Annotated in this window: 18 protein-coding genes and 1 tRNA gene; 9 read left to right on the top strand and 10 right to left on the bottom strand. The window is 71.9% G+C overall.

Translation table 11 applies throughout. The features are described 5' to 3' along the window. Positions 1–370: 370 nt before the first annotated feature. The gene (locus HEP85_RS21655; protein ID WP_168529195.1) at positions 371–1,804 is read right to left on the bottom strand and encodes an FG-GAP repeat protein; all 1,434 of its coding nucleotides are present in this window, start codon (positions 1,802–1,804) and stop codon (positions 371–373) included. 397 nt (positions 1,805–2,201) lie between these two features. Here HEP85_RS21655 and HEP85_RS21650 point away from each other — a divergent pair, with 397 nt between their 5' ends. Continuing rightward, the gene (locus HEP85_RS21650; protein ID WP_248002029.1) at positions 2,202–2,510 is read left to right on the top strand and encodes a hypothetical protein; all 309 of its coding nucleotides are present in this window, start codon (positions 2,202–2,204) and stop codon (positions 2,508–2,510) included. Between the two features lie 150 nt (positions 2,511–2,660). Continuing rightward, positions 2,661–2,735: transfer RNA gene (locus HEP85_RS21645), tRNA-Gly, on the top strand. A gap of 4 nt (positions 2,736–2,739) precedes the next feature. Here HEP85_RS21645 and HEP85_RS21640 read toward each other — a convergent pair. Beyond that, positions 2,740–3,159, bottom strand: coding sequence for a hypothetical protein (locus tag HEP85_RS21640; protein ID WP_168529194.1), 420 nt, complete (start codon positions 3,157–3,159; stop codon positions 2,740–2,742). 320 nt (positions 3,160–3,479) lie between these two features. Here HEP85_RS21640 and HEP85_RS21635 point away from each other — a divergent pair, with 320 nt between their 5' ends. The 4 genes from HEP85_RS21635 to HEP85_RS21620 all read left to right on the top strand — a co-directional run bounded on the left by HEP85_RS21635 (position 3,480) and on the right by HEP85_RS21620 (position 9,147). Continuing rightward, positions 3,480–5,636: a PQQ-binding-like beta-propeller repeat protein gene (locus tag HEP85_RS21635; protein WP_168529193.1), complete on the top strand. Its 2,157-nt coding sequence runs from the start codon at positions 3,480–3,482 to the stop codon at positions 5,634–5,636. Positions 5,637–6,152: 516 nt separating this feature from the next. Beyond that, entirely contained in the window at positions 6,153–6,926 is a 774-nt protein-coding gene (locus HEP85_RS21630; RefSeq protein WP_168529192.1) for a polysaccharide deacetylase family protein, read from the top strand. Positions 6,927–7,214: 288 nt separating this feature from the next. Further along, a complete protein-coding gene (locus tag HEP85_RS21625) occupies positions 7,215–8,051 on the top strand; it encodes a hypothetical protein (protein WP_211118240.1) in 837 nt (278 codons plus the stop codon). 100 nt (positions 8,052–8,151) lie between these two features. Further along, entirely contained in the window at positions 8,152–9,147 is a 996-nt protein-coding gene (locus HEP85_RS21620; RefSeq protein ID WP_168529190.1) for an NAD(P)-dependent oxidoreductase, read from the top strand. A gap of 56 nt (positions 9,148–9,203) precedes the next feature. On the opposite strand, the gene HEP85_RS21615 is transcribed toward HEP85_RS21620, so the two are convergent. Both HEP85_RS21615 and HEP85_RS21610 read right to left on the bottom strand, forming a co-directional pair. Continuing rightward, positions 9,204–9,632: a DUF5994 family protein gene (locus HEP85_RS21615; protein ID WP_168529189.1), complete on the bottom strand. Its 429-nt coding sequence runs from the start codon at positions 9,630–9,632 to the stop codon at positions 9,204–9,206. Positions 9,633–9,812: 180 nt separating this feature from the next. Then, positions 9,813–10,238 (bottom strand): hypothetical protein, encoded by a 426-nt coding sequence (locus HEP85_RS21610; protein ID WP_348772414.1) that lies wholly within the window; start codon positions 10,236–10,238, stop codon positions 9,813–9,815. Between the two features lie 554 nt (positions 10,239–10,792). Between HEP85_RS21610 and HEP85_RS21605 the strand changes: the two genes are divergently transcribed. Then, on the top strand, positions 10,793–11,185 hold the full coding sequence (locus HEP85_RS21605; RefSeq protein ID WP_168529188.1) for an STAS domain-containing protein: 393 nt from the start codon (positions 10,793–10,795) through the stop codon (positions 11,183–11,185). A 146-nt stretch (positions 11,186–11,331) separates the two neighbouring features. On the opposite strand, the gene HEP85_RS21600 is transcribed toward HEP85_RS21605, so the two are convergent. The 5 genes from HEP85_RS21600 to HEP85_RS21580 form a co-directional block, all read right to left on the bottom strand. Further along, on the bottom strand, positions 11,332–12,363 hold the full coding sequence (locus HEP85_RS21600) for a chitinase (protein ID WP_348772413.1): 1,032 nt from the start codon (positions 12,361–12,363) through the stop codon (positions 11,332–11,334). Between the two features lie 284 nt (positions 12,364–12,647). Beyond that, positions 12,648–13,394 carry an anti-sigma factor gene (locus tag HEP85_RS21595; protein ID WP_369657797.1) on the bottom strand — a complete coding sequence of 249 codons (747 nt, stop codon included), beginning with the start codon at positions 13,392–13,394 and terminating at the stop codon, positions 12,648–12,650. Further along, entirely contained in the window at positions 13,391–13,975 is a 585-nt protein-coding gene (locus tag HEP85_RS21590) for a sigma-70 family RNA polymerase sigma factor (RefSeq protein ID WP_168529186.1), read from the bottom strand. The genes HEP85_RS21595 and HEP85_RS21590 overlap by 4 nt, the downstream gene beginning before the upstream one ends. Positions 13,976–14,143: 168 nt before the next feature. Next, on the bottom strand, positions 14,144–14,806 hold the full coding sequence (locus HEP85_RS21585; protein ID WP_168529185.1) for a fasciclin domain-containing protein: 663 nt from the start codon (positions 14,804–14,806) through the stop codon (positions 14,144–14,146). Positions 14,807–14,967: 161 nt separating this feature from the next. Beyond that, the gene (locus HEP85_RS21580) at positions 14,968–16,626 is read right to left on the bottom strand and encodes a molybdopterin-dependent oxidoreductase (RefSeq protein ID WP_369657796.1); all 1,659 of its coding nucleotides are present in this window, start codon (positions 16,624–16,626) and stop codon (positions 14,968–14,970) included. A 355-nt stretch (positions 16,627–16,981) separates the two neighbouring features. On the opposite strand from HEP85_RS21580, the gene HEP85_RS21575 reads away from it, so the two are divergent. After that, positions 16,982–17,791, top strand: a complete 810-nt coding sequence (locus HEP85_RS21575) for a L,D-transpeptidase family protein (protein ID WP_168529183.1) — start codon at positions 16,982–16,984, stop codon at positions 17,789–17,791. 41 nt (positions 17,792–17,832) lie between these two features. On the opposite strand, the gene HEP85_RS21570 is transcribed toward HEP85_RS21575, so the two are convergent. After that, positions 17,833–19,311 (bottom strand): hypothetical protein, encoded by a 1,479-nt coding sequence (locus HEP85_RS21570; protein ID WP_168529182.1) that lies wholly within the window; start codon positions 19,309–19,311, stop codon positions 17,833–17,835. A 376-nt stretch (positions 19,312–19,687) separates the two neighbouring features. Here HEP85_RS21570 and HEP85_RS21565 point away from each other — a divergent pair, with 376 nt between their 5' ends. Further along, positions 19,688–20,224 carry a universal stress protein gene (locus tag HEP85_RS21565; protein WP_365221525.1) on the top strand — a complete coding sequence of 179 codons (537 nt, stop codon included), beginning with the start codon at positions 19,688–19,690 and terminating at the stop codon, positions 20,222–20,224. Positions 20,225–20,343: the final 119 nt, after the last annotated feature.

Here is a 20,343-nt window from a genome sequence, read left to right as displayed (position 1 = left end):
CTTCGGAGGTCGATGTCGTCGCATCCTGCCTCACCGTCCACACCGCGATGAGCGACGACGAAGCGAACTTGCCGCTACATGGATGAGCAAGGCCCAAGCGGTCGCTGTACCGCAGCGAAGTACAGCAACCACAGCAACCGACCCCAACCATCATTGCCCTGCAAAGGCCGTGGAGGGGCTGGTATGACCGTCAGCGACTGATCTCTGCAGAGCTACGGATCATAAGGTGCCCATGTCCCTGTCGTGCCCGATCGAACGGGAACTGACGAGGAGTCACGGCTACTGACGGACCGTGCAAATGAGGACGCCGACGGGCCCGGAACCCCTTCGGAAGGGTTCCGGGCCCGTTCGCTCCCCGGTGCGGAATGCGTTAGATCATCCAGAGCAGGCCCGCGCCGCCCAGATAACTGGGACTGCGGTCGCTGAGGCCGACGGAGGACGGGGTGAACTCGTGGCAGCCCCGTGCCGTCGGGCCGGTGGTAGTGCCGGGGAAGACCCAGACAGCACCCGGGCCCATGTTCTCGAATGCCGCGCTGACGAACAGCTCGGGCCTGCCGTCCCCGTTCACGTCTCCCACGGCGACCGTCGTGCCGAACGCATCGTCGGACTCCGAGGTGTCCGGGACGTCGGCCGTGTCCTGGGTGAAGGAGTACGATCCGGCGCCGAGCGCACCGGAGCGGCGGCCCGGAATGATGGTGACCTGCCCAGCGTGGGACCTGCCCTCGTACGGGGTCCCGACCACGATGTCGGCGAGTCCGTCCCGGTTGAGGTCGGCCACGGCAAGTGCGCCGCCGAAGTCATCGCCCTTGTCACTCGTGCCGGGCACTCCGGCAGTGTTCTGGGTCAGCTGCACCGGCTTGGCGTCGAAGGGGATGCCCTGCTTCGCCCCGTACCAGACCAGGACACGCCCGCCGTGCGCCCCGTCCACGCCGTCCTTGGCGGGCTCGTCGGGGTCGCCGACCACCAGGTCGGCGTACGAGTCGCCGTTGATGTCACCGGTGGCAGCGATGAGGCCGTTGCCCTGGGCCATGTAGTCGTCGTACATCATCCCAGGGCCCCTGTAGACCTCGCCGCCGCTGAGGCCGGCCAGACGGACAGTGATGGCAACCGGGTCGGGGGCACCGTCGTGGTTGAAGTCGCCGAGCGCGACGCTCGCGACGGAGGGCGTGTTCCGGTTGTACGCCCTGGACCCGTAGGTGCCGGTACGGCTGAACGGCCCGGTGAAGTAGACGGAACCGTCGGTACCGGCGACCGCGACCTGCGTCTTGGCTCCGGGGCCGCCGGCGAACACAGCGACATCGCGCCCGTACTCTCTCGCCCCGTCGTGGGGTCTGGCGGGATTCGGCAGGTCGGTGGCGCTCGTCAACCCGTTCTTGCTGCCCCACAGCGCCACGACCGCGCCCGAGTCGTTGCCCTTGGACGTGTCCTCGTAGGGGGCGGCGACCACCAGGTCGGCAAAGCCGTCGCGGTTGATGTCGGCCGTGGCAGTGGCCGCCCCGAACCCGTCGCCCGCCTCGGCCGAGTCCGGCACGCCCGCACTGTTCTGCGTGATGGCCTGCCGCCTGCTTGCCGACAGTCCCGACTTCGACCCGTACAGCACGACGACGGCACCGGCCCCGTCCTTGCCGGCCACATTCGCGCCCGGTGCGGGCAGAACCGCGTCCCGGTACCCGTCCCCGTTGAAGTCACCCGGCACCGCGCCGTGCACGGCCACCGCAGGGGTGACCGGCCCCAGGGCCGTGGTCCCCAGCGCGACGACCACGGCTACGGCTCTCCATCTCCCCCTGAACCTCTGACGTGTCATACAGCCCCCTCCTTCTCGGCGCACCGACCGTGCGCCGACATCACGGCGGGATTGTAAAGCCAGGAGATGACGAGAATGGGGGTGGAGCCCAGAGGTTCCGCCCCTGGTTCGCGGCACTCGGGAGGCAAGCGGGGGACTTGCAGGGTGTGGTGGACGGTCTGGGTGACGGCTATGCCGACCAAGTAGGGCAAACACCTCTGATACGCCCACCGTCGTTGATCCAGGCGCCGTCCGCCGGTCTCCAGTGAGCAGGGGGCCATTGACCCTGCTCCTCAAGAAGCATTCTCGCTGTACGGTCCGCTCCCTGGCTGAGAGACCTACGACGAACTGGCGCAACTGCATAGCCAAAGAAGCCGAAGAGCTTGCCGCCGGCACCCTGGACCCTGAGTGCGCGTGCATGGCGGGACCGTCCCCCGAGGAACTGCTCACGTCGACCGATGCCGTCCTCGACACCTTCAAGAGCGAGCTTCCCGGGCTGGGCGAGGCAGACGACGCACAGATCATCGGCGTCGCGGGACGCGTCGTCCTGGCCTTGAACGCCGTGAACGAAGCCCACAACGAAAGCGCCTACGAAACCGACGAGCGCGAGCAACTGCGCGAGTTCATCGACCAATCGCTCACCGAGCACGGCGTCGACATCGTCGCACTGACCGCACGACATGGACTCGGCCGTTACCAGACCACGAACAAGTGGCCGAAGTGGTAACGCCGTTCGCCGACGCTGCCCGCTTGGGATCCGCTTCCCGACACAGCACCGCTCCCGCACCACAAGCGCACCAGATCGAGCGGGGAACAGCGGGGAATCACGGTGAAAGCGGCCAGACCCGACGGGACCGCACCGCAACCGTTCGCCCAGGTCAGGGCACGAACGTGCCGCAAGTGCCCGCAGCTTCCCAAGCTGAGAGTGCGAGTTCGATTCTCGTCACCGACACAGGTCAGCGAGGGGGTGACACTCGTCCCGAAGGTCGCCCGCCCTGTCGTTTCGCGGAGGCGATCACGGTGATGACGGCGGTCACGACGAGGCTTCCCATCGTGACCGACCCCACGCCGACCATGAAGAGGCCGCTGGAGTCGTCCGACCAGTCGCAATAAGCAGCAACGGTGAGGCCGGCCGTGGTGCCGAGCACGGCGCCCGCGATGTAGCGCCGGGATGCCGCCCAGTACACCGGTGCGAGCAGAGTCAGCACCAGCCCGATCACCTGCCACGCCTCGTACGGACCGGTCGTCGTGCCGTCAGGTTGCACGTCACGATGCTGGTCCCAGCCCAGCCAGGCAGCCCAGGCCGCCAGCGACACCCCGGCCAGCAGGAGGATCGACACCAACTGGGGAACAGGTTTCAGTGGTCCTTCACGCATGACCCAAGCGTTACCGTTCACTCCGTCCCCGGCCAGAGCGCAAGTACTCAGCTCCGCCCGAGTACGTCAGCCACGAACAGATCAAGTGCACCAGGACTGGGCCCAGTTCGGCGGTCCGGGAGTTGAGGGAGCAAAGCGACCTCGCTGCGGCCACAACGGTCCCGCCGCATGCGTGTCGACGTCGCGGACGAGGCTCCGGTCACCGTGTCCGGCGAGGCTCCGCGCTCGGAAGTACGTGCTAGGCGCGGCTCCGTTTCCGGGGCGGCAAGCCCTACTCTGAACCCCGTGAGGCAGGCAGGCGCTGGGAAGGATGATCGGCGATGACGCCCCTGAGCACCGGGGACCCGGAGTCCATAGGCGGGTACACCCTTCTCGGCCGGCTCGGGGCGGGCGGCATGGGAGTCGTCTATCTGGGAGTCGCCGCCTCGGGACGGCAGGTCGCGGTCAAGCTCGTGCACGGGCCGTACGCCCAGGAGGAAGAGTTCCGGACGCGCTTCCGGCAGGAGATCGAAGCGGCGCGCAGAGTGAGCGGCGCCTTCACCGCGCCTGTCGTGGACGCCGACCCGGACGCCGACCAGCCGTGGATGGCGACGCTCTACGTGCCGGGGCTCAACCTCGCCGAAGTCGTGCAGAAGGACGGCCCGCTGAGCCAGCGGGAACTGCGTGCGCTGGGGCTGGGGCTCACCGAGGCGTTGCGCGACATCCAGCGGGCGGGCCTGGTGCACCGGGACCTCAAACCGGGCAACGTCCTGATGACCGAGGACGGGCCGCGCGTCATCGACTTCGGCATATCGCGGGCTTCTGACCACCAGAGCCTCACCACGACCGGGCGGATGATCGGCACTCCGCCCTTCATGTCACCGGAACAACTGGCCTCTCCCCGGGACGTCACCCCGGCCTCGGACGTGTTCTCGCTGGGGTCCCTGCTGGTGTTCGCGGCCGTCGGCACGGGACCGTTCGACGCCGACAGCCCGTATATAACCGGCTATCAGGTGGTGTTCGGGACCCCGGACCTCGGCGGCGTGCCCGAGGCGCTCCTGAACATTGTCGAACGCTGCCTGGACAAGGATCCGGCCGCGCGGCCGGAACTGACGGACATACACCGCATGCTCCAGGCCCTGCCGGAATCCGACGCCACCGGGTCCCCGAGGACCGGGCGGTCCGCGGAACCCCGGCGCCGCCCCGCTCCTCGGAGCGCAGCCACCACCTCCGCGGGCGCCGCGACCGGCATCGGTACCGGCAAGCGACGCCGGGCCCGGATGCTGCTCACCGGCCTCGGTGCGGTGCTGGCCGTCACGGGGCTGGGTGTCGGGGTGGGTGTCTCCGTGTCCGATTCGGACACCGCCACCGCCACCACCACGGCGACCGCCTCGGCCACCGCCCAGGCCGCCTCGCTGCCCCACGGCTGGCGTCCGTGGCGGACGAAACTGCGGCACGACGTGAAGGGTGTCCCTCTCGACTACGACAGCCCTGGATGCGTGACGGAGGGAAGCGCCCTGTTCTGTGGCGGTACGGGTTTCACGGCCGCCAGGATCGACGCGGCCTCCGGCCGCACCCTGTGGCGGGCCGGCACCCGCCCTCAGGGGACGCAGCCGGTCGGCGTTCGCGACGGGCTGGTCTACATGTACGAGGAACCGGACGACAGGACCAGGCGCGTGGTGGCCCTCGACGCCGGTACCGGGCACCGGCGGTGGCAACGCGACATCAACACGTCCGAGGAGGCGGTCCTGTACGACGGCGGACTGCTGACCCTGTCCCCCGACTCCTCGTCGTTCATGGCTTACGGGCCTTCCGGCAAGGAACTGTGGCGGGCACCCTCCCTGGACGAGTACTGCACTCCGTCGGCGCTGGGAGGCGCCCCCTACGCCCTGTGCTCGGCGGGCAACGAGCCCGGCCACACCCCGGTCGAGCTGATGAAACTCGGACCCGGCAGCCTGTCCGAAACGGCCACACTCCCCAAGAAGGCGGAGGCGCTCGGCGCTGTCGACGGGCAACCCCTGTTCCTCGCCCCCCAGACCGCCAAGGACGTGTACGAAGCCGGGTACGAACGGCCGTACAACGCACTGCTGCGGGTGGCCTCGGAAACCGGGCAGGTCAGACGGATACCGCTGGCACATCCGCTGACCGGCGCGGCCACCCTTGTGGACGGCGTCGTCTACTTCGTCCGGTCCGACGGATCGGTCACCGCGGTGTCGGCGGACAGCGGCAAACAACTCTGGCAGAAGGTGACGGACATGGAGAGTCTGTCCGCGCCCGCGGTGTCGGCGACGTACAAGCGGGTCTATTTCTCCAACCGCTTCGGCCGTCTGCTGGCACTGGACAGCCGCACCGGAGCGGAGGTCTGGCGCACTTCCGCACTGGACGACCCCGGGGACAAGGTGCAGAGCTACCCGCCGCGCCTGCTGCTCGTCAAGGACGCGATCGTGGCGATGGCCGGCGACACGGCCTTCTCCCGGGAGCCTGACGGGCCCACCTGACCGGCCGGGGCCATCACCGCGCACCGTGCGGATCGTCCCTGGGCGCACGAAGATGGGGCACGCGGAGCGCGGACCTGACCGACGTTGTGCGCGCGGCGGCGGCGATGCCTGCCGAAGTCCCCCTCACCGAGTGGGACTTCGATGCCGGAAGCCCGTCATGGCGGCTGATCGTCGGGCAGGGACCGGAATGCCTGGTGGCGGTCCAAAGGCCGTACGATGCACGGAAGTCACGCTGGCCGAGGGTGAGGATCGCGGCGGTGCCGTGGTCCGCGGCCGGTACCCCAGGCCGAGAGCGCGAGTTCGGTTCTCGTCACCCGCTCCCTGTGAGCCGACGAAACTCCCAGGCCGGTGACCCGGGGGTTCTCTCTGGTCCGCGTCCGGCCCGGTTGTCCGTGAACTCCCCCGGGATTGTCCGTGATCGGTAACGGACGCATCCCGTGACCGGAATCCTTCGTCCTGCCAAGTGGTCGCGACGCGACCGGGATCGACGGGGCACTGGGCGAGAGCGGGGCGGACATGGCGCGGCACGGCGGAACACGGGGCTGGTACGGCAAGCTGGTCGGGGCGGCGCTCGGGGTGACGGTGTTCGCCGTCGGTGCCTCGATGTGGACCGCGCAGGCCGGCGCCGTGGGCGGCCCCTCGCCGAAGGCGACCGCGACGGCCGCGCCGCGCAGTGACGTCAGGACGGTCGCGATGACCATCGCGCACGCCTCGGACAAGGGGGCGCACGGCGTCAACATCACCATCGACGACGGTCCCGACCCCGTATGGACCCCCCAAGTCCTCGATGTGTTGCGGGAGTACGGGGTGAAGGCCACGTTCTGCATGGTGGGGACGCAGGCGCAGGCCCACCCGGACCTCGTGAAGAAGGTGGTCGCGGCCGGACACCGGCTCTGCGACCACACGGTGTCGCACGACACCACGATGGACAAGAAGTCCCCGGCCTACCGGTCACAGCAGATACTCGACGCCGAAAGCATGATCACCAAGGCGTCCGGGGGCGTCCGGCCGATGTACTACCGGGCCCCCGGCGGCGCCTTCACCCCCGACAGCCGCAAGCTCGCCGCTTCCCGGGGCATGCGCCCGCTGGGCTGGAACGTGGACACCAAGGACTTCGAGCGGCCGGGCACGGACGCCATCGTCGCCACCGTCCAGCGCGAGCTCCCCAACGGGCCGACGCTTCTCTTCCACGATGCGGGCGGCGACCGCTCCCAGACCGTCGAAGCGCTGCGCCGGGTCCTGCCCTGGCTCAAGCAGCAGGGCTACTCCTTCGGCTTCCCCGTGCGCTGACCCACCGGATCCGTCGGATCCGTCGGATCCGTCGGAATCGGGGAAGCCATCAGTCCTGGCGACGCGTACACCCCTGGCTCACCCTCCTCGCGTACCCCCGCAAGGCGGCGCGTCGTCCAACCGCCCTCCCCGGCCGAAGTGTTGCTGTGTCACGACGCTGCCACGGCGGTGTCCGGAAGGAACGACGGGCGTGACCTGCGGACCCGGGCAGCCCTCATAGTCGGCACAGAGCGGGAGACCGGCAACGCCGTCGCCTCCCCACCGTCCCGCCGGAAGGAACCTCCCGTGATGAACCGCCACCTGCGCAAGGCCGTCTTCGCCTCCGTCGCGATCACCGCCGGGCTGCTGATGACGGCATGCCAGAGCGGCACCGACGCCCACTCGTCCGGCAAGAGCGGAACGGGCGCGACGGCCGTCGCGGAGAAGGTCTCGGACGCCAAGAACGCCAAGTTCCCGGCCAACTCCAAGGGCGTCAGCGGCTCGTTCAAGAACGGCAAGGTCAGCTACCTCGCCCCGGGCAAGTACATGGTGTCCGTGCCGGGCAAGCAGGGCCAGGAGTTCTGGGTCGCCGACGACACCGAGGTCTACGGCACCGGCACGATCTGCGGCGAGGCGGGGGCCAAGGTGGACGCGCCCTGCACGCTGGACCAGTTGGAGGCGGCGACCAAGAAGGCCGCCGTGGGCGCCGACGTGCAGATGAAGAACGGCGTCGCGACCCTGGTGACCGAGCGGCGCGCCGCCCAGCCGGGCTCCGGCTCCGGCTCGGGTTCCGGCTCGGATTCCGGCTCGGGCTCGGGTTCCGGCTCGGGCTCCGACGCCCGTGACACCGCCGTCGAGGGCATCAACAAGGGCAAGGGCGTCAACGGCACCTGGTTCGGCAACGTCTCCTTCGTCGCTCCGGGCAAGTACACGGTCTCCGACATGAAGGGCAGCGAGCAGGAGTTCCTCGTAGCCGAGGACACCGAGATCGTGGGCTACGACGACATCTGCGGTGCCCCGGGCGCAGCCGGCCAGGACGGCACCAAATGCACCGAGGACGAGCTGGAGACGGCCGCCAAGAAGGGCTTCGGCGCCGAGGTCGTGATCAGCAACGGCATCGCGACCAGCATCCGCGACGACCACTGAACCCGGATCCGACGCGGGCGGCCGGGCGACGTCTTACGGAGCGGTGACATGCCCGGCGTGGCGCTGTGGCGGCGCAGCTCCGGGGCCTAACGTGCCCGGCATGCGTGTACTGGTCACCGGCGGTGCCGGGTTCATCGGGTCCCATGTCGTCGAGGCGCTGGCGCGAGACGGGCACGAACCCGTCGTGTTCGACCTGCGCGACGGCCTGGACGTGCGCGACGCCGGAGCGGTGGCGGCCGCGCTGCCGGGCGTGGACGCCGTCTGCCATCAGGCGGCGATGGTCGGGCTGGGAACGGGGTTCGGTGACGCGGTGGAGTACGTGTCGCGCAACGACCTCGGTACGGCGGTACTGCTGGCCGCCATGGCGGAGGCGGGAGTGCGGCGGCTCGTGCTCGCCGGGTCGATGGTGGTGTACGGGGAGGGGCGGTACGCGTGCGAGTGGCACGGTGTGGTGCGGCCGGGCCCCCGGGCCGTGGCCGATCTGGACGCGGGACGGTTCGAACCCCGGTGCCCTCGGTGCGGTGAGGAACTGACCCCGGGGCTCGTCGGCGAGGACGCGCCGGCCGACCCCCGCAACGTGTACGCGACGACCAAACTGGCCCAGGAGCATCTGGCGGCGGCCTGGGCCCGGGCCACGGGCGGCTCCGCGGTGTCGCTGCGCTACCACAACGTCTACGGCCCCGGTATGCCGCGCGACACCCCGTACGCGGGCGTCGCCTCCTTCTTCCGGTCCGCCCTCGCCCACGGCAGGGCGCCGCGTGTCTTCGAGGACGGGCGCCAGCGACGGGACTTCGTGCACGTACGGGATGTGGCGGCGGCCAACGTGGCCGCGCTCACGGCCGAATCCGGGGACGGCGCGCTGACCGCGTACAACACCGGCAGCGGGGAGCCGCACACGGTCGGGGCGATGGCACGGGCGCTGGCCGCAGCGTACGGCGGGCCCAAACCCGTGGTGACCGGTGAGTACCGCCTGGGCGACGTACGCCACATCACGGCGGACTCCTCCCGGCTCCGCGCCGACCTGGGCTGGAAGGCCGAGGTCGGCTTCGAGGCCGGGATGCGGGAGTTCGCCACGGCGAAGCTCCGCGGGGAGTGACGACGCGATCGGGGTCACCCTTCACGGATCCTGATCGCGGGCGGCCTACGGCCCGCTCACACCACGCCGTCCTCCACCGCGCCCACAGCCCCCACAGCGCCTTCCATAAGTCGGCCGGCCTCCTCCTCCGTGGCGGTGGGCGACACCACCAGGAGGTCCCACCGGCCTCGGCCGGGAGTCACCAGACAGACGGTGGGCGGGGCGTGCCTGGGGGTCGTCCGGCGCAGGCGCACGACCTCGCCCGCGACGAACAGCCGGCCCGGGAACGGGGACCACTCGGCCCCGTCCACCAGAACGCCCTCGATCCGCCCCCAGGAACGCGGAAGTCCGCCGAGCAGCCAGGGCAGTTCGGCGGTCAGGTCGTACGAGCGGGGCCACCAGGCGCCGTCGATGGGCCGGGGCATGCGGCCGTGCTCGGGCTGGGCCGCCAGGCGCAGGCGGACACCGACCGGGGAGAAGAGCGGGGGCGGCGGGGCGAGAGTCATCGGAACTCCTGGGGCGAGGGCGGGGGCGAGTGAAGCGCGGCGGCCGGAGTGGAGGGGACCGGGAGACGTCGGGCGCTCCTCGGCCTCGGTGACGACCGTGCGGCCGGGGTCGTGGGCTGCGCCTCTTCGACTGCTTCCGGGGAATGCGCGGGGGTCCGGGTGGGTTCGGCGGCGGGGCCGTCAGACCGTCTCGCCCCGGTGGGTGCGGTCGGCGGGCGGCCTGCTGGTGTCGAGCCAGGGACGGAGCGGTCCGGCGGTGTGCGAGGCGTCGAGCGTGAGGTGCAGTCGCGTGCCGGTTCCCGCGGGGCCGTCCGGATAACTGCGCTGCTCGTCGCCGGCGAACAGCACCCGGAGCGCGTCCGCGACGCGCCGCGCCGCTTCGGGGTCCCCGGAGACGATGCGGACCTCCACCCGGCCCGGCGCGTCCGTCCGTACGCCGGCGGTCTGGGGGGAGGCCGTGCTGACGGAGTCCGTGCTGGGGGAGTCCGTGCTGGGGGAGTCCGTGCCGGGGGAGTCCGTGCCGGGGGAGTCCGTGCCGACGGAGTCCGTGCCGGGGGAGTCTGCGCGCTGCGGACCGGGCGGGCGACGTGTGGCTTCGGACGTCATAGGGCGGAACCTGCCCCGGACCGGAGCGGCCCGTATCTGCTGCGCGGCGAGGACGAGACCGGTCCGATCACCGGCATACGAGGTGCCCTCGGCTCCTCCACCGTACTCCTGCCGGTCGCTCCGGCCGCCGCGACGCCGGGCGGTTCCGGCACGGGAGGTTCCCGCACGGGAGGTTCCGGCACGGGGACGCCCGGGGGCGGCGGAGTAGGTTTGGTGTACCGAGAGTATTTCGTGCGCCGGCATCCGCGCCGGGTCGTTCCCGGCGAGTGATGAGACCCGGACCGCGGTGCGAGAGCGGCCCGGAGACGGGTCCGCGTCATGTCCGCGACCTTCGAAGCGACGCGCCACGGCCTGCGGCCCCGCCGCCGCCCGGTCACCGGCGAAGGACGACGCTGTCATGGACGCCTTCGTGACCGTCACCCTCTGTCCGATGCCCGTCGCCACCGGGGCCTGCCCGCTCCGGCGTGGGCGGTGCACCGCCCGGACCTCGGCCCGGACCTCGTCGGGACCGGCCGGACCTGCGAAGCCCGGCGAGTCCCCGGAACGGAGGCGTCATGTCCCTACCGCGTCTGACCATCTACCGGCACGACCGGAGGAACCGGGCACTGATCACCCTGGCCGGTGAGATCGATCCGGCCACGGCGCCCCGGGTGCGTGCCGCCCTGGAGGGGTGCCTGGACGACGGCATCAGCACCATCGACGTCGATCTGACCCCCCTCGGCTCCTGCGACGACAGTGGTCTGAAGGTCTTCCTGGACGCGTCGGAGCACGCCGCCACGGCGCACGCGTCGCTGCGGCTGCACCACCCCTCCCCCCAGACCTCACAGCTCCTCGCCCGCACCGGCGCCGCTCCCCAGCTCCTCGGCCCGCCCAGGGCACCGGTGCTGCCACCCCACCTGCGCGACCTCCGCAGGACAGCTCCCCCGTCGAGTCCGTACGGCATGTGAGACGGGCCGATCACGGCGGAACAGCATGCCGTCGGGGCCCGCCCGGATTCCGGGCGGGCCCCGACGGCGCCACGGCCGCCTGCGCGAGCCGCTGGGCGAACGCCGTACGTGGACCCTCATCGCCGGCGGACGGCGTGCGTGAGGCGTCAGCGGCCGCCGTGCGTGAAGCGCTCGAAGGTGTGGCTGAAGTACCAGGTGTCCTGGGCGATTCCGGAGCAGGCGTTGGCGCCCGCCGTGCCCACGCAGCCGCCGTTGTCGCGCTGGAGGGCCCAGAAGGAGAGTGTGTTGATGCCCCTGGCGGCGGCCCACTTCTCGACCGCGACGGCGTCCTGGGTGGTGAAGGTCTCCTCGGGGCCGTAGTCGTCGATGCCGGGCATCTCGGTGACGCCGATCGTGTTCCACAGCTTCGCCGGGGACTTCTCCGGGTGCAGCGCGGCCAGTTGGTCGTGCAGTCCGGTCGCGGCGGTCCTGGTGTCGGCCGCCATGTCGTGGGTGGCGCCGTCCCAGTAGTCGAAGGTCATGATGTTGACGACGTCCACGCGTGCGCCGTTGTCGACGGCGTTGCGCAGCAGGGCCACCCCGCTGGGCGCGAGACCGTTGGCGAAGGTGGGCAGCGTGTAGGAGAACTGCACGTGGTGGCGGGTGCGTTCGGCCCAGCGCTGGACCTTGGCGATGGCCTTGTTGCGGCGGTCGATCCCGGCGGTGTTGTTGATCGAGTCGGCCTCGATGTCGAGGTCGATACGGGTGACGCCGTACGTCGTGACGAGGCTCTCGTACACCTTGGCGATGGCGTCCACGCTGGTGCAGCTGTCGGCGAGTTCGGTGCCGGTGGTGTCGGCGCTGTAGCCGCCGAAGGACGGGATGACGTTGCCGCCGCGGGCCTGGATCCGGGCGATGTCCGCGCCGAAGGACGCCTTGTCGATCGGCTGGGCGGTGGCGCCGTTCCAGTACGCGGTGCACGAGCCCGGCGCGTCCGTCTGGAGGAAGGCCATCGTGAGGTACTTGTTGCCCGACGCGGCGGCGAGCGCGGCCGGGCTCTCGCCGGTCCACGCCTCGAAGTACGGCGCCGCCACGTGCGCGGGGAGCGGCTTCGGGGCGTGCGAGCGGGCCGGTGCCGCGGCCAGCGCGCCGCCTCCGCCGAGGACGACCAGCCCGGCGGACAGGGCGGTCACGGTCATGCAGGACAGCAAGGTGCGAAGCGGACCAGGTCGTCTCATTGACGCTCCCATGGTGGAAAAGAGCAGGCGGGATGAGCGGAAGGGCATCACCGCGGGAGCCTGCCGGGACGGTGCGTGCCGGAGGGCTCCCGCTGGACCAGGAACGAACAGCGACCATCGTTGGACTAGACCAATCAACTGTCAAGGTTCTTTACGGTGAACTGACCCGAACCGCGGGGGCGATGCTCCGGACCCCGGGCGCGACACCCCCGGACCGCCGACGCCACGGCGGCCCCCGCCCGTGCTCAGACGGGCAACTCCATGAGGGCGACCGGCGCCGAGGTCGGGCGGGCCGAACCGCCGGCCGGTTCCACCGTGATGCCCACCGCGGAGGCCCCGCCGGGCGACCCGTCCAACAGCACGGCCTGCGTGACCCGGTGGGAGTCCATCAGCCCGGCCGGCCGCATGGTTCCGGAGTCGTCGAACCAGAGCTGGTAGACCTTGCCGCGGGGCGGCACCGCCATCCCGGAGGCCACGAAGGCCCCTTGGTCACGGCGCCTGGAGACGAGAAGCGTGCCGGCCGCCCCGTCCGCGAGGCGCACGTGGCGGGATGTCACGTCGGGGGCCGAGAGGACCGCCGCGAGGTCGTCCGCACGCTGCCGGGCCGCGCTCTCCCGCCGCCCCGCGTCGTCGGCCCTGGTGTGCTGCCAGACCGTGGTCCCGGCGAGCCCCGCGGCGGCCGCCACGCAGGCGGCCAGTGTCCAGTGTCCGAGCCGCCGGGTGAGCGCGCGGGACGGAGCGGGCAGGCGGACCCGTGGAACGTCCTGGCGGACGGCGGGGACCCGGGCCACGACCCGTGCCTTCATCGCGGGGTGCGGCGGAGCGGCGACGGCGAGCCCCAACCTGACCGCGGCGGCGGCCAGTTCGGCCACCTCGTCGGCACAGGCCGCGCAGTCGGCGAGGTGTTCCTCGAACTCGGCGCGCTCCTGGTCCGGGAGGGCGTGCAGCGCGTACGCACCGGTCAGGGTGTGCAGGTCGGCGGTGGTCGTCATGCGCTCACTCCCAGGCAGTCACGCAGTCGGATGAGACCGTCGCGCAGACGGGTCTTGACCGTCCCCAGCGGCACGGACAGTTGGGCGGCCACCTCGCGGTAGGTCAGTCCCCGGTAGTAGGCGAGCGTCACGGACTGGCGCTGCAGATCCGTGAGTGTGCGCAGGCAGCGGCGTACCTGCTCGCGTTCGAGCCGGATCTCGACCTGCTCGGTCACCTCGTCGTACTCGGGCAGCCGGTCGAGCAGCGCCGCCCGGTGGTCCCGGGCGGCCGTGGCCTCGGCGAAGCGGACCCGGTCCACGGCACGGCGATGGGCGAGGGTGAGCACCCAGTTGATGGCGGTGCCGCGCGCCGCCTCGAAGCGGGGCGCGGTGCGCCACACCTCGACCAGGACGTCCTGGGTGACCTCCTCGGACTGGGCCCGGTCGCGCAGCACCGCGCGCACGACGCCGAGCACCGGACCGGCGACGGCGTCGTAGAGACCGGCGAAGGCCTGCTCGTCGCCGCAGGCCACGGACCGCATCAACGCTTCCAGGTCGGGACGCCGGGACGGGTCGCTGCCGATGTACACGGCTTCTTTCACTTGGCCATCCTTCGGAGCACACGGGCACGCGGACGGGTGGCCGGGTGGCCGGGTGGCCGGCCGGCCCGGCCACCCTCCTGCTCCTCCCCGTCACGGGAGTCGTGGTGCGGTGTCGGTTCGCCGACGTCGGCTCTTCGGCGTCGGCGCACCGACATCGGCTCGTCGGCGTCAGCTCTTCGGCATCAGCACGGTGTCGACGATGTACACATTCGCGTTGGCGGTCCTGACGTTGCCGCAGACGACCTTGGAGGCGTCGTTGACCGTGTAGGACTCGCCGGAGCCCGCGGTGGCCAGCTCGGACTTCTCCAGCGTGGCGTAGGAGCCGTTCTCCAGGTCCTTGGGGGCGAGCTTCTGGCCCACGACGTGGTACGTGAGGATCTTCGTCAGCTGCGCCTTGTCGGCCAGGACCTTGTCCAGGGTCGCCTTCGGGATCTTCGCGAAGGCGTCGTTGGTCGGCGCGAACACCGTGATGTTCTGCGCGCTGTTGAGCGTGTCCACCAGACCGGCCTTCTTCACCGCGGTGACCAGCGTGGACAGGGCCGGGTTGTTGGACGCGGCGGTCGCCACCGGGTCCTTGGCCATGCCGTCGAAGGAGCCGGCGCCGTTCTTCGGCACCGTGGCGCAGCCCGGCCCGAAGGGCTGCCCGGTGCCGGCCATGTCGCCGGAGCCGGTGGTGGCGCTGTCGGTCGCGGTGTCGCTCGCGGCGGTCGACGACTTCCCGTTGTCGGAGGAGGCGCTGTCCTTGCCGCTGTCGGAGCAGGCGCTCAGGGCGAGGGGCAGGACGGCGGCCGCGGCGACGGCGAGGGCGGTGCGGCGGAAACGCATGTTCATGGAGTTCTCCTAGGACGACGCGGCGGAAGCCGCGTTCGGGGGGACATTTCGACGGGGATGGAGGGAAGTCGACGGGGAGGGAGGGAAGTCGGGGCGTCCGGGTGGGTGGAGCGCGCCGGTAATCCCGTACGGGTGCGGTGGGGCGGCTCGGTGGGGGTCGCTCAGTCCACGGTCACCACCACCGAGTGCCGGCCGCTGGCCCCGTCCGGGATGGTCCGGGCGCGCAGCGCGGTCTGCACCTGGCCGGTGCCGTCGGTGGCCCGGACGGTCAGGGTGTGGCCGCCCTTGGCCGCCTGCCAGGGAAAGGACCACTGCCGCCAGGTGTCGACGGTGTCCTCGGCGGCGAGACGGGCCTGCTGCCAGGGCCCGTCGTCGACACGCACCTCCACCTCGCGGATGCCGCGGCGCTGGGCCCAGGCGACACCGGCGACCATCACCGTGCCCGCCCGGGGACGGGCGAACGGCTTGGGGGTGTCGATGCGGGACTGGGTCTTGACCGGTGCCCTGCGCGCCCACTTCCGCTTCACCCAGTACGGGTCGTAGGCGTCGAAGGTGGTGAGCTCGATGTCCTGGATCCACTTGCAGGCGGAGACGTAGCCGTAGAGGCCGGGCACCACCATGCGGACCGGGAAGCCGTGTTCGAAGGGCAGCGGCCGGCCGTTCATGCCGAAGGCCAGCAGCGCGTCCCGGCCGTCCATCACGTCGTCGACCGGGCTTCCGATCGTCATGCCGTCGACCGAGCGGGCGACCAGCTGATCGGCCGGACCGCCCTTCGAGGGGGGTGTCACCCCGCACTCGGCCAGCAGATCCGCCAGCCGTACCCCGATCCAGCGCGCGTTGCCCACGTAGGGGCCGCCGACCTCGTTGGACACACAGGTCAGCGTGATGTCCCGCTCGATCGCCGCACGGCGCAGCAGGTCGTCGAAGGAGAGCGACACCGGACGGGTCACTCCCTCGCCGTGGATGCGCAGCCGCCAGGTGGTGGCGTCGACCTTGGGCACGACCAGGGCGGTGTCGACCCGGTAGAAGTCCTTGGTCGGCGTCACGAACGGACCGATGCCGGGAACCCGCAGCCGCGCGCCTGCGGGCACGGGTGCGGCCGGGGAACCCGGCGCGGGCAGCAGCACGTCGGCGCGGGAGGCCACCGCGTCGCGGCCGCGGCCGCCGTTCAGCGACCGGCCCAGCGCTCCGGCACCGGTCGACGCCGCCGCGGCCGCGGTGGCCGCCACGAGAAAGCCGCGCCGGTCCCAGCCGGGTTCCCCCGGCGTGGCGGCCGGGGGAACGGTGTCGTCGGCCGCCACGGGACGCTCCCCGCCCGGCCGGACGACCGGCACGGCGTCGGGGGGCCCGGTCACGGCCGGACGGCCGCCGAGCCCGTACAGCAGCAGCCCGCCCGCCAACGCGCCCGCCACGGACGGCAGGGCGTCGGCCGCGCCCGTGGAATCCGGGCGGCTGAGCGCGGCCGCCGCGCCCACGACACCGAATACGAGTACCCCGGCGGACCCGGTCGCGCGGTGGGCGAGAGCGAGTAGACCGAGCAGGACCGCCAGGACGGCGAGCACGACGAGAATTCCGAGTTGCAGAACGAGTTTGTCGTCCGTGCCGAAATGACGGATCGCCCAGTCCTTCACGGACGCCGGGGTCCGGTCGATCGCCGCCGACCCGACCGCCACGACCGGGCCGGCCTGTGGCCGCACGAACGCGGACACCAACTCGGCGAACGCCAGCGCCGCGTATCCGGCCAGCAGCCCGCTCAGCGCGGCCCGCGCCCGCCGCACCCACCGGATGCCGCGCCTCGACGTACTCGGTTCTTGTCTCACGGCCGGAATCCGAAGCAGAACAGTGCCGTGGATTGGTCACTCACCACATCGGAGGAATTTTCGTTTCCGACCAATCCGCGCCGCGTTCGGCTTCGGATAAAGAGCCGCGAACGTGCCACGAAAGGGCCCCGGAAGTTCCGCGCGGGGGCCGCGAATGAGCCCGCAAAGCCCTGGGATTCATCGGAAGAAAGCGCGGGGTGAATACGGACGGGACGTCATGTGCGGACGTCGCAGCGGTCGGAGAGCCTCACGCCGGCCTACGTGCACGGGGCCGCCGCGCCCCGCGCGCGGGGCGCGGCCCCACTTCTCCGGCCCGCTGACCACTTCCTCACATGTCCCGTCCAGGATGATGATCATGTCTTTCTCCATCAACCGCACGGGCGGTGTCCGCCCGGGGCTGTCCGCGGTGGTCCTGGTCCTGTCCGTCGCCCTCACCGGATGCGGGGGCGGAACCGACTCCGCGGGCGGTGCACGGTCGTCGGCCGTCGGCACGGCTGCCCCGGCCGCCACGTCCGGCACGACGCAGGCCCGGCCCTCGCGGCCGTCCGCGGACACCGGAACGTCCGGCAGCGCCGACTCGGCGCGGCTGCCGGGCCTGGGCCCCCGTACGCTGGCCGCCATTCCCGCGAAGGCGCGGCAGGTCGTCCTGGTCACCGGCCGCGGCAGGAACTCCCCGATATCCGAGGTGGCGCTGTACCGGCGTACGGACACGGGCTGGGCACCGGGAGCCGAGTGGCCCGCCCACAACGCGCTCAGGGGCTGGACGGACGACCACCACGCCGGTGATCTCCGGTCCCCCATCGGCGTGTTCGCCCTCACGGACGCGGGAGGGCTGCTGGCCGACCCCGGCAGCAAGCTGCCGTACGACCGGTCGGGGGGCTTCACCACCGTCGGTACCGGTTTCGAGGGCGAACCGCTCGCGGGTTCCTTCGACTACGTCGTCGCGATCAACTACAACCGCGAGCCCGGCACTTCACCTCTCGACTGGACCCGCCCGCTCGGCGCGGGCCGCGGCGGCGGCATCTGGCTGCACGTGGACCACGGCGGCCCGACGCACGGCTGCGTCAGCCTCGCCCAGCGGCACATGAAGGAACTCCTGCTCACGCTCGACCCCGCCCAGCATCCCGTGGTCGTCATGGGTGACGCGACGTCCCTCACCCGCTGACACCGGGGCGGAAGCCGGACGGGGGCTCCCTCCGCCCGAGGTCAGCCGGGGTGCGCCGAGCGGGTTCTCAGGGGCGTTTCGAGGGTCTTCTCGGTCAGGGGATCGAGGAGTTTGGCGGGACCGGGCGGGGGCGCGGTACGCGGGGTGCTCGGGGTTCGCCGGGTCCGCGAGGCGCTGGGGGTCGGCGAAGCACTCCGGGCGCCGGGAGCGCTCGGGGCGTCTGAACTGCCGGGCGACATCCGCGGGTTCGGGATGGACGGCGTGTGCGGGATGCCGGGGGCGGGCCGTTCCGGCACGGCGACGGCGGGCTCTTCGCGGGTGCGTCCGCCCGTGGGACGGGTTCCGATCAGGGACCGGTACGTCGCCGGATGGACCACGAAGAACATCATCGCGGCGTGCAGCGGGGCCAGCAAGGGAGCCGTCAGCCGTTCCGTACGGCTCAGGCCGGGCCGCAGGACCGCGTACAACAGCGCTTCGGCCAGCGTGAACACCCCGACGGCCGCCAAGGCGTGGAGGAGGAGGCCGGTGGAGCCGGTGCGCCGGACGCCGGTCACGAGGCCGAGGGACAGGAGGGGCAGCAGGGCCCCCGCGCCCAGCTCGACCAGCCGGGCGGTCCTGGCGGACGCCGGCAGGACGAGGAGTTCCCAGGGGACCAGGCGCCGGACCGCCCTCGCCCGGCTCAACTGCTGCCGGTAGGTGTCACCGAGGGTGCCCGGCGCGTCGGCGGTGACGTAGGCGCGCGGCACGGAGACCACCCGGCCGCGCGAGCGGGCGTAGCCGCACAGTTGGCGGTCGTCGTCGCCTCCGCCCTCGCCCGAGGCCACATAGTGCTCGAGATGGCCGGACAGGACCGGCGCCCGGTACAGCGAGAGCCCGCCCGGGGCCGGGCGCGCCGCCCCCACGGCGGAGCGCAGTCCGCGGCCGAGCACGCACAGGACGAACAGTCTGAGGTCCGACAGACGGGCCGTGAGGCCGGCGTGCCGGTCCCGGGTCAGAACGGTTCCGGTACAGGCCTGGACGCGGGGGTCGTTCAGGACGCGCAGCATCTGCCACACCGCGTCCTTGTGGACCTCGGAGCCGGCGTCCACGGTGAGGACGTAGTCGAACGGCTCCCCGCGGTCGCGCAGTTGACGGATCACCGCGGCGCGGGCCGCGCGTCTGCCGCCGCCGGGCAGCCGGTGCCGGGTGACCGAGGGGTGGTCGAAGGGAGCGACGGTCAGGGCCGGTCCGTCGTCGACGACATGGACGGCGTCGACCGGCCGGGACTGGCCGGTCAGCGAGCGGACGGTCGCGTACAGAGGCTCGGCGGCGCTCCCGGCGCGGCCTTCTCCGCCCCCCGCGCCGTCACCACCGCCGTCGCCACCGCCATCACCATCGCCATCGCCGACGCGCACGGAGACGATCGCCACCACGCGCCCCGGCGCGGCGCGCTTGTGTCTGCTGCCTGTCGGGAGGGCGGTGAGAGCCGTGCAGAGCAGGACGGACACCGCCAGCAGGACGGGCCATGACTCAGTCGGCATGCCGCTTCTTCCCCGCGGCGCGGCGGTGGCCCAGCCCGCACACGATGATCAGCACGACAGCGAACAAGATATTCATACTTCTCCCTCGTTACCCGCCCAAGGCTTCAACAACGGCAAGGCCACGGAAGGCCCTGTTGCCGTTTCGCGACATACGGGTGGTTGCGCGGACAAATGCGCGCCCCTCGCGCACGCCTCACACGCCGCGCGCCCTCGCCCCCAACGCCGCGCCCGCACCCACTTCAGAACCGTGTCGCGAGTGTCAGGAACTGTCGTCTCCGCGTTAGGTGAGGGCCAACACCGTGGCCCCGCCGTCCTCCTGGCGCGTTCCATGGGACCCGGATGCCCGAGTGGACGTACGCCGAGGGGTGGGCCAGCGATGAGCGAGGCGGAGCGGCGACGCGTCGTGGTCGGGGTCAGCGGCTCGCTGGGCAGCCTCGCGGCCCTGCACCGGGGCGCGTTCGAGGCCCACCGGCGGGGCGTCGGCCTGGTGGCCGTGGGCGCCTGGGAACCGCCGCGGGGGGCGCTCGCCCACCCGAGCTCGATGCTCACGCCGCCCATGGCCGAGTTCCGGCAGCTGGCGGACGAACGGCTGCGCACGGCCCTCGACTCGGCCTTCGGCCTCGCCGGGCCGGGAGTCCCCCTGCGGGTGGTGGCCGTGTGGGACCGGCCGGGCCGCGCCCTGGTGCGGGCCGCCGACCGCGCCGGTGACCTCCTGGTGATCGGCGCCGGGCGCCGCGGCAGGGTGCGCCGCGCGCTGTTCCCCTCGGTGGCGCGCTACTGCCTCGCGCACGCCGCCTGTCCGGTGCTGGCCGTACCCCGCTCCCCCCTGCACCGTGAACTGGCCGCGGTGCGACGCCGCGTCAGCCTGCGCCTGCCACTGAACGCCGGCGAGCTGACGGACGACCGCCCCTGAGACCGACCGCCCCGGCGACCTGGGAAGGTCCGCCCCGCTCGGCCCGGTCGACGGCGCCCGGGGCGCGACGTGCGCGACCTGTACCGACGTACGGCCGGCCTTGCTTGCAGATGCAAGGA

Origin of the sequence: Streptomyces sp. RPA4-2 (genome assembly GCF_012273515.2) — a bacterium.
Classification (GTDB): Bacteria; Actinomycetota; Actinomycetes; order Streptomycetales; family Streptomycetaceae; genus Streptomyces; species Streptomyces kaempferi.
The sequence above is the reverse complement of the archived record's forward strand: the minus strand, read 5'-3'. Positions and strand labels throughout refer to the sequence as shown.

What these genes read in the sequence shown, in the direction of transcription:
- HEP85_RS21655 (WP_168529195.1), bottom strand. Translation starts at nt 1,804, where the DNA reads ATGACACGTCAGAGGTTCAGGGGGAGATGGAGAGCCGTAGCCGTGGTC.
- HEP85_RS21650 (WP_248002029.1), top strand. Translation starts at nt 2,202, where the DNA reads ATGGCGGGACCGTCCCCCGAGGAACTGCTCACGTCGACCGATGCCGTC.
- HEP85_RS21640 (WP_168529194.1), bottom strand. Translation starts at nt 3,159, where the DNA reads ATGCGTGAAGGACCACTGAAACCTGTTCCCCAGTTGGTGTCGATCCTC.
- HEP85_RS21635 (WP_168529193.1), top strand. Translation starts at nt 3,480, where the DNA reads ATGACGCCCCTGAGCACCGGGGACCCGGAGTCCATAGGCGGGTACACC.
- HEP85_RS21630 (WP_168529192.1), top strand. Translation starts at nt 6,153, where the DNA reads ATGGCGCGGCACGGCGGAACACGGGGCTGGTACGGCAAGCTGGTCGGG.
- HEP85_RS21625 (WP_211118240.1), top strand. Translation starts at nt 7,215, where the DNA reads ATGAACCGCCACCTGCGCAAGGCCGTCTTCGCCTCCGTCGCGATCACC.
- HEP85_RS21620 (WP_168529190.1), top strand. Translation starts at nt 8,152, where the DNA reads ATGCGTGTACTGGTCACCGGCGGTGCCGGGTTCATCGGGTCCCATGTC.
- HEP85_RS21615 (WP_168529189.1), bottom strand. Translation starts at nt 9,632, where the DNA reads ATGACTCTCGCCCCGCCGCCCCCGCTCTTCTCCCCGGTCGGTGTCCGC.
- HEP85_RS21610 (WP_348772414.1), bottom strand. Translation starts at nt 10,238, where the DNA reads ATGACGTCCGAAGCCACACGTCGCCCGCCCGGTCCGCAGCGCGCAGAC.
- HEP85_RS21605 (WP_168529188.1), top strand. Translation starts at nt 10,793, where the DNA reads ATGTCCCTACCGCGTCTGACCATCTACCGGCACGACCGGAGGAACCGG.
- HEP85_RS21600 (WP_348772413.1), bottom strand. Translation starts at nt 12,363, where the DNA reads ATGACCGTGACCGCCCTGTCCGCCGGGCTGGTCGTCCTCGGCGGAGGC.
- HEP85_RS21595 (WP_369657797.1), bottom strand. Translation starts at nt 13,394, where the DNA reads ATGACGACCACCGCCGACCTGCACACCCTGACCGGTGCGTACGCGCTG.
- HEP85_RS21585 (WP_168529185.1), bottom strand. Translation starts at nt 14,806, where the DNA reads ATGAACATGCGTTTCCGCCGCACCGCCCTCGCCGTCGCCGCGGCCGCC.
- HEP85_RS21575 (WP_168529183.1), top strand. Translation starts at nt 16,982, where the DNA reads ATGTCTTTCTCCATCAACCGCACGGGCGGTGTCCGCCCGGGGCTGTCC.
- HEP85_RS21570 (WP_168529182.1), bottom strand. Translation starts at nt 19,311, where the DNA reads ATGCCGACTGAGTCATGGCCCGTCCTGCTGGCGGTGTCCGTCCTGCTC.
- HEP85_RS21565 (WP_365221525.1), top strand. Translation starts at nt 19,688, where the DNA reads ATGAGCGAGGCGGAGCGGCGACGCGTCGTGGTCGGGGTCAGCGGCTCG.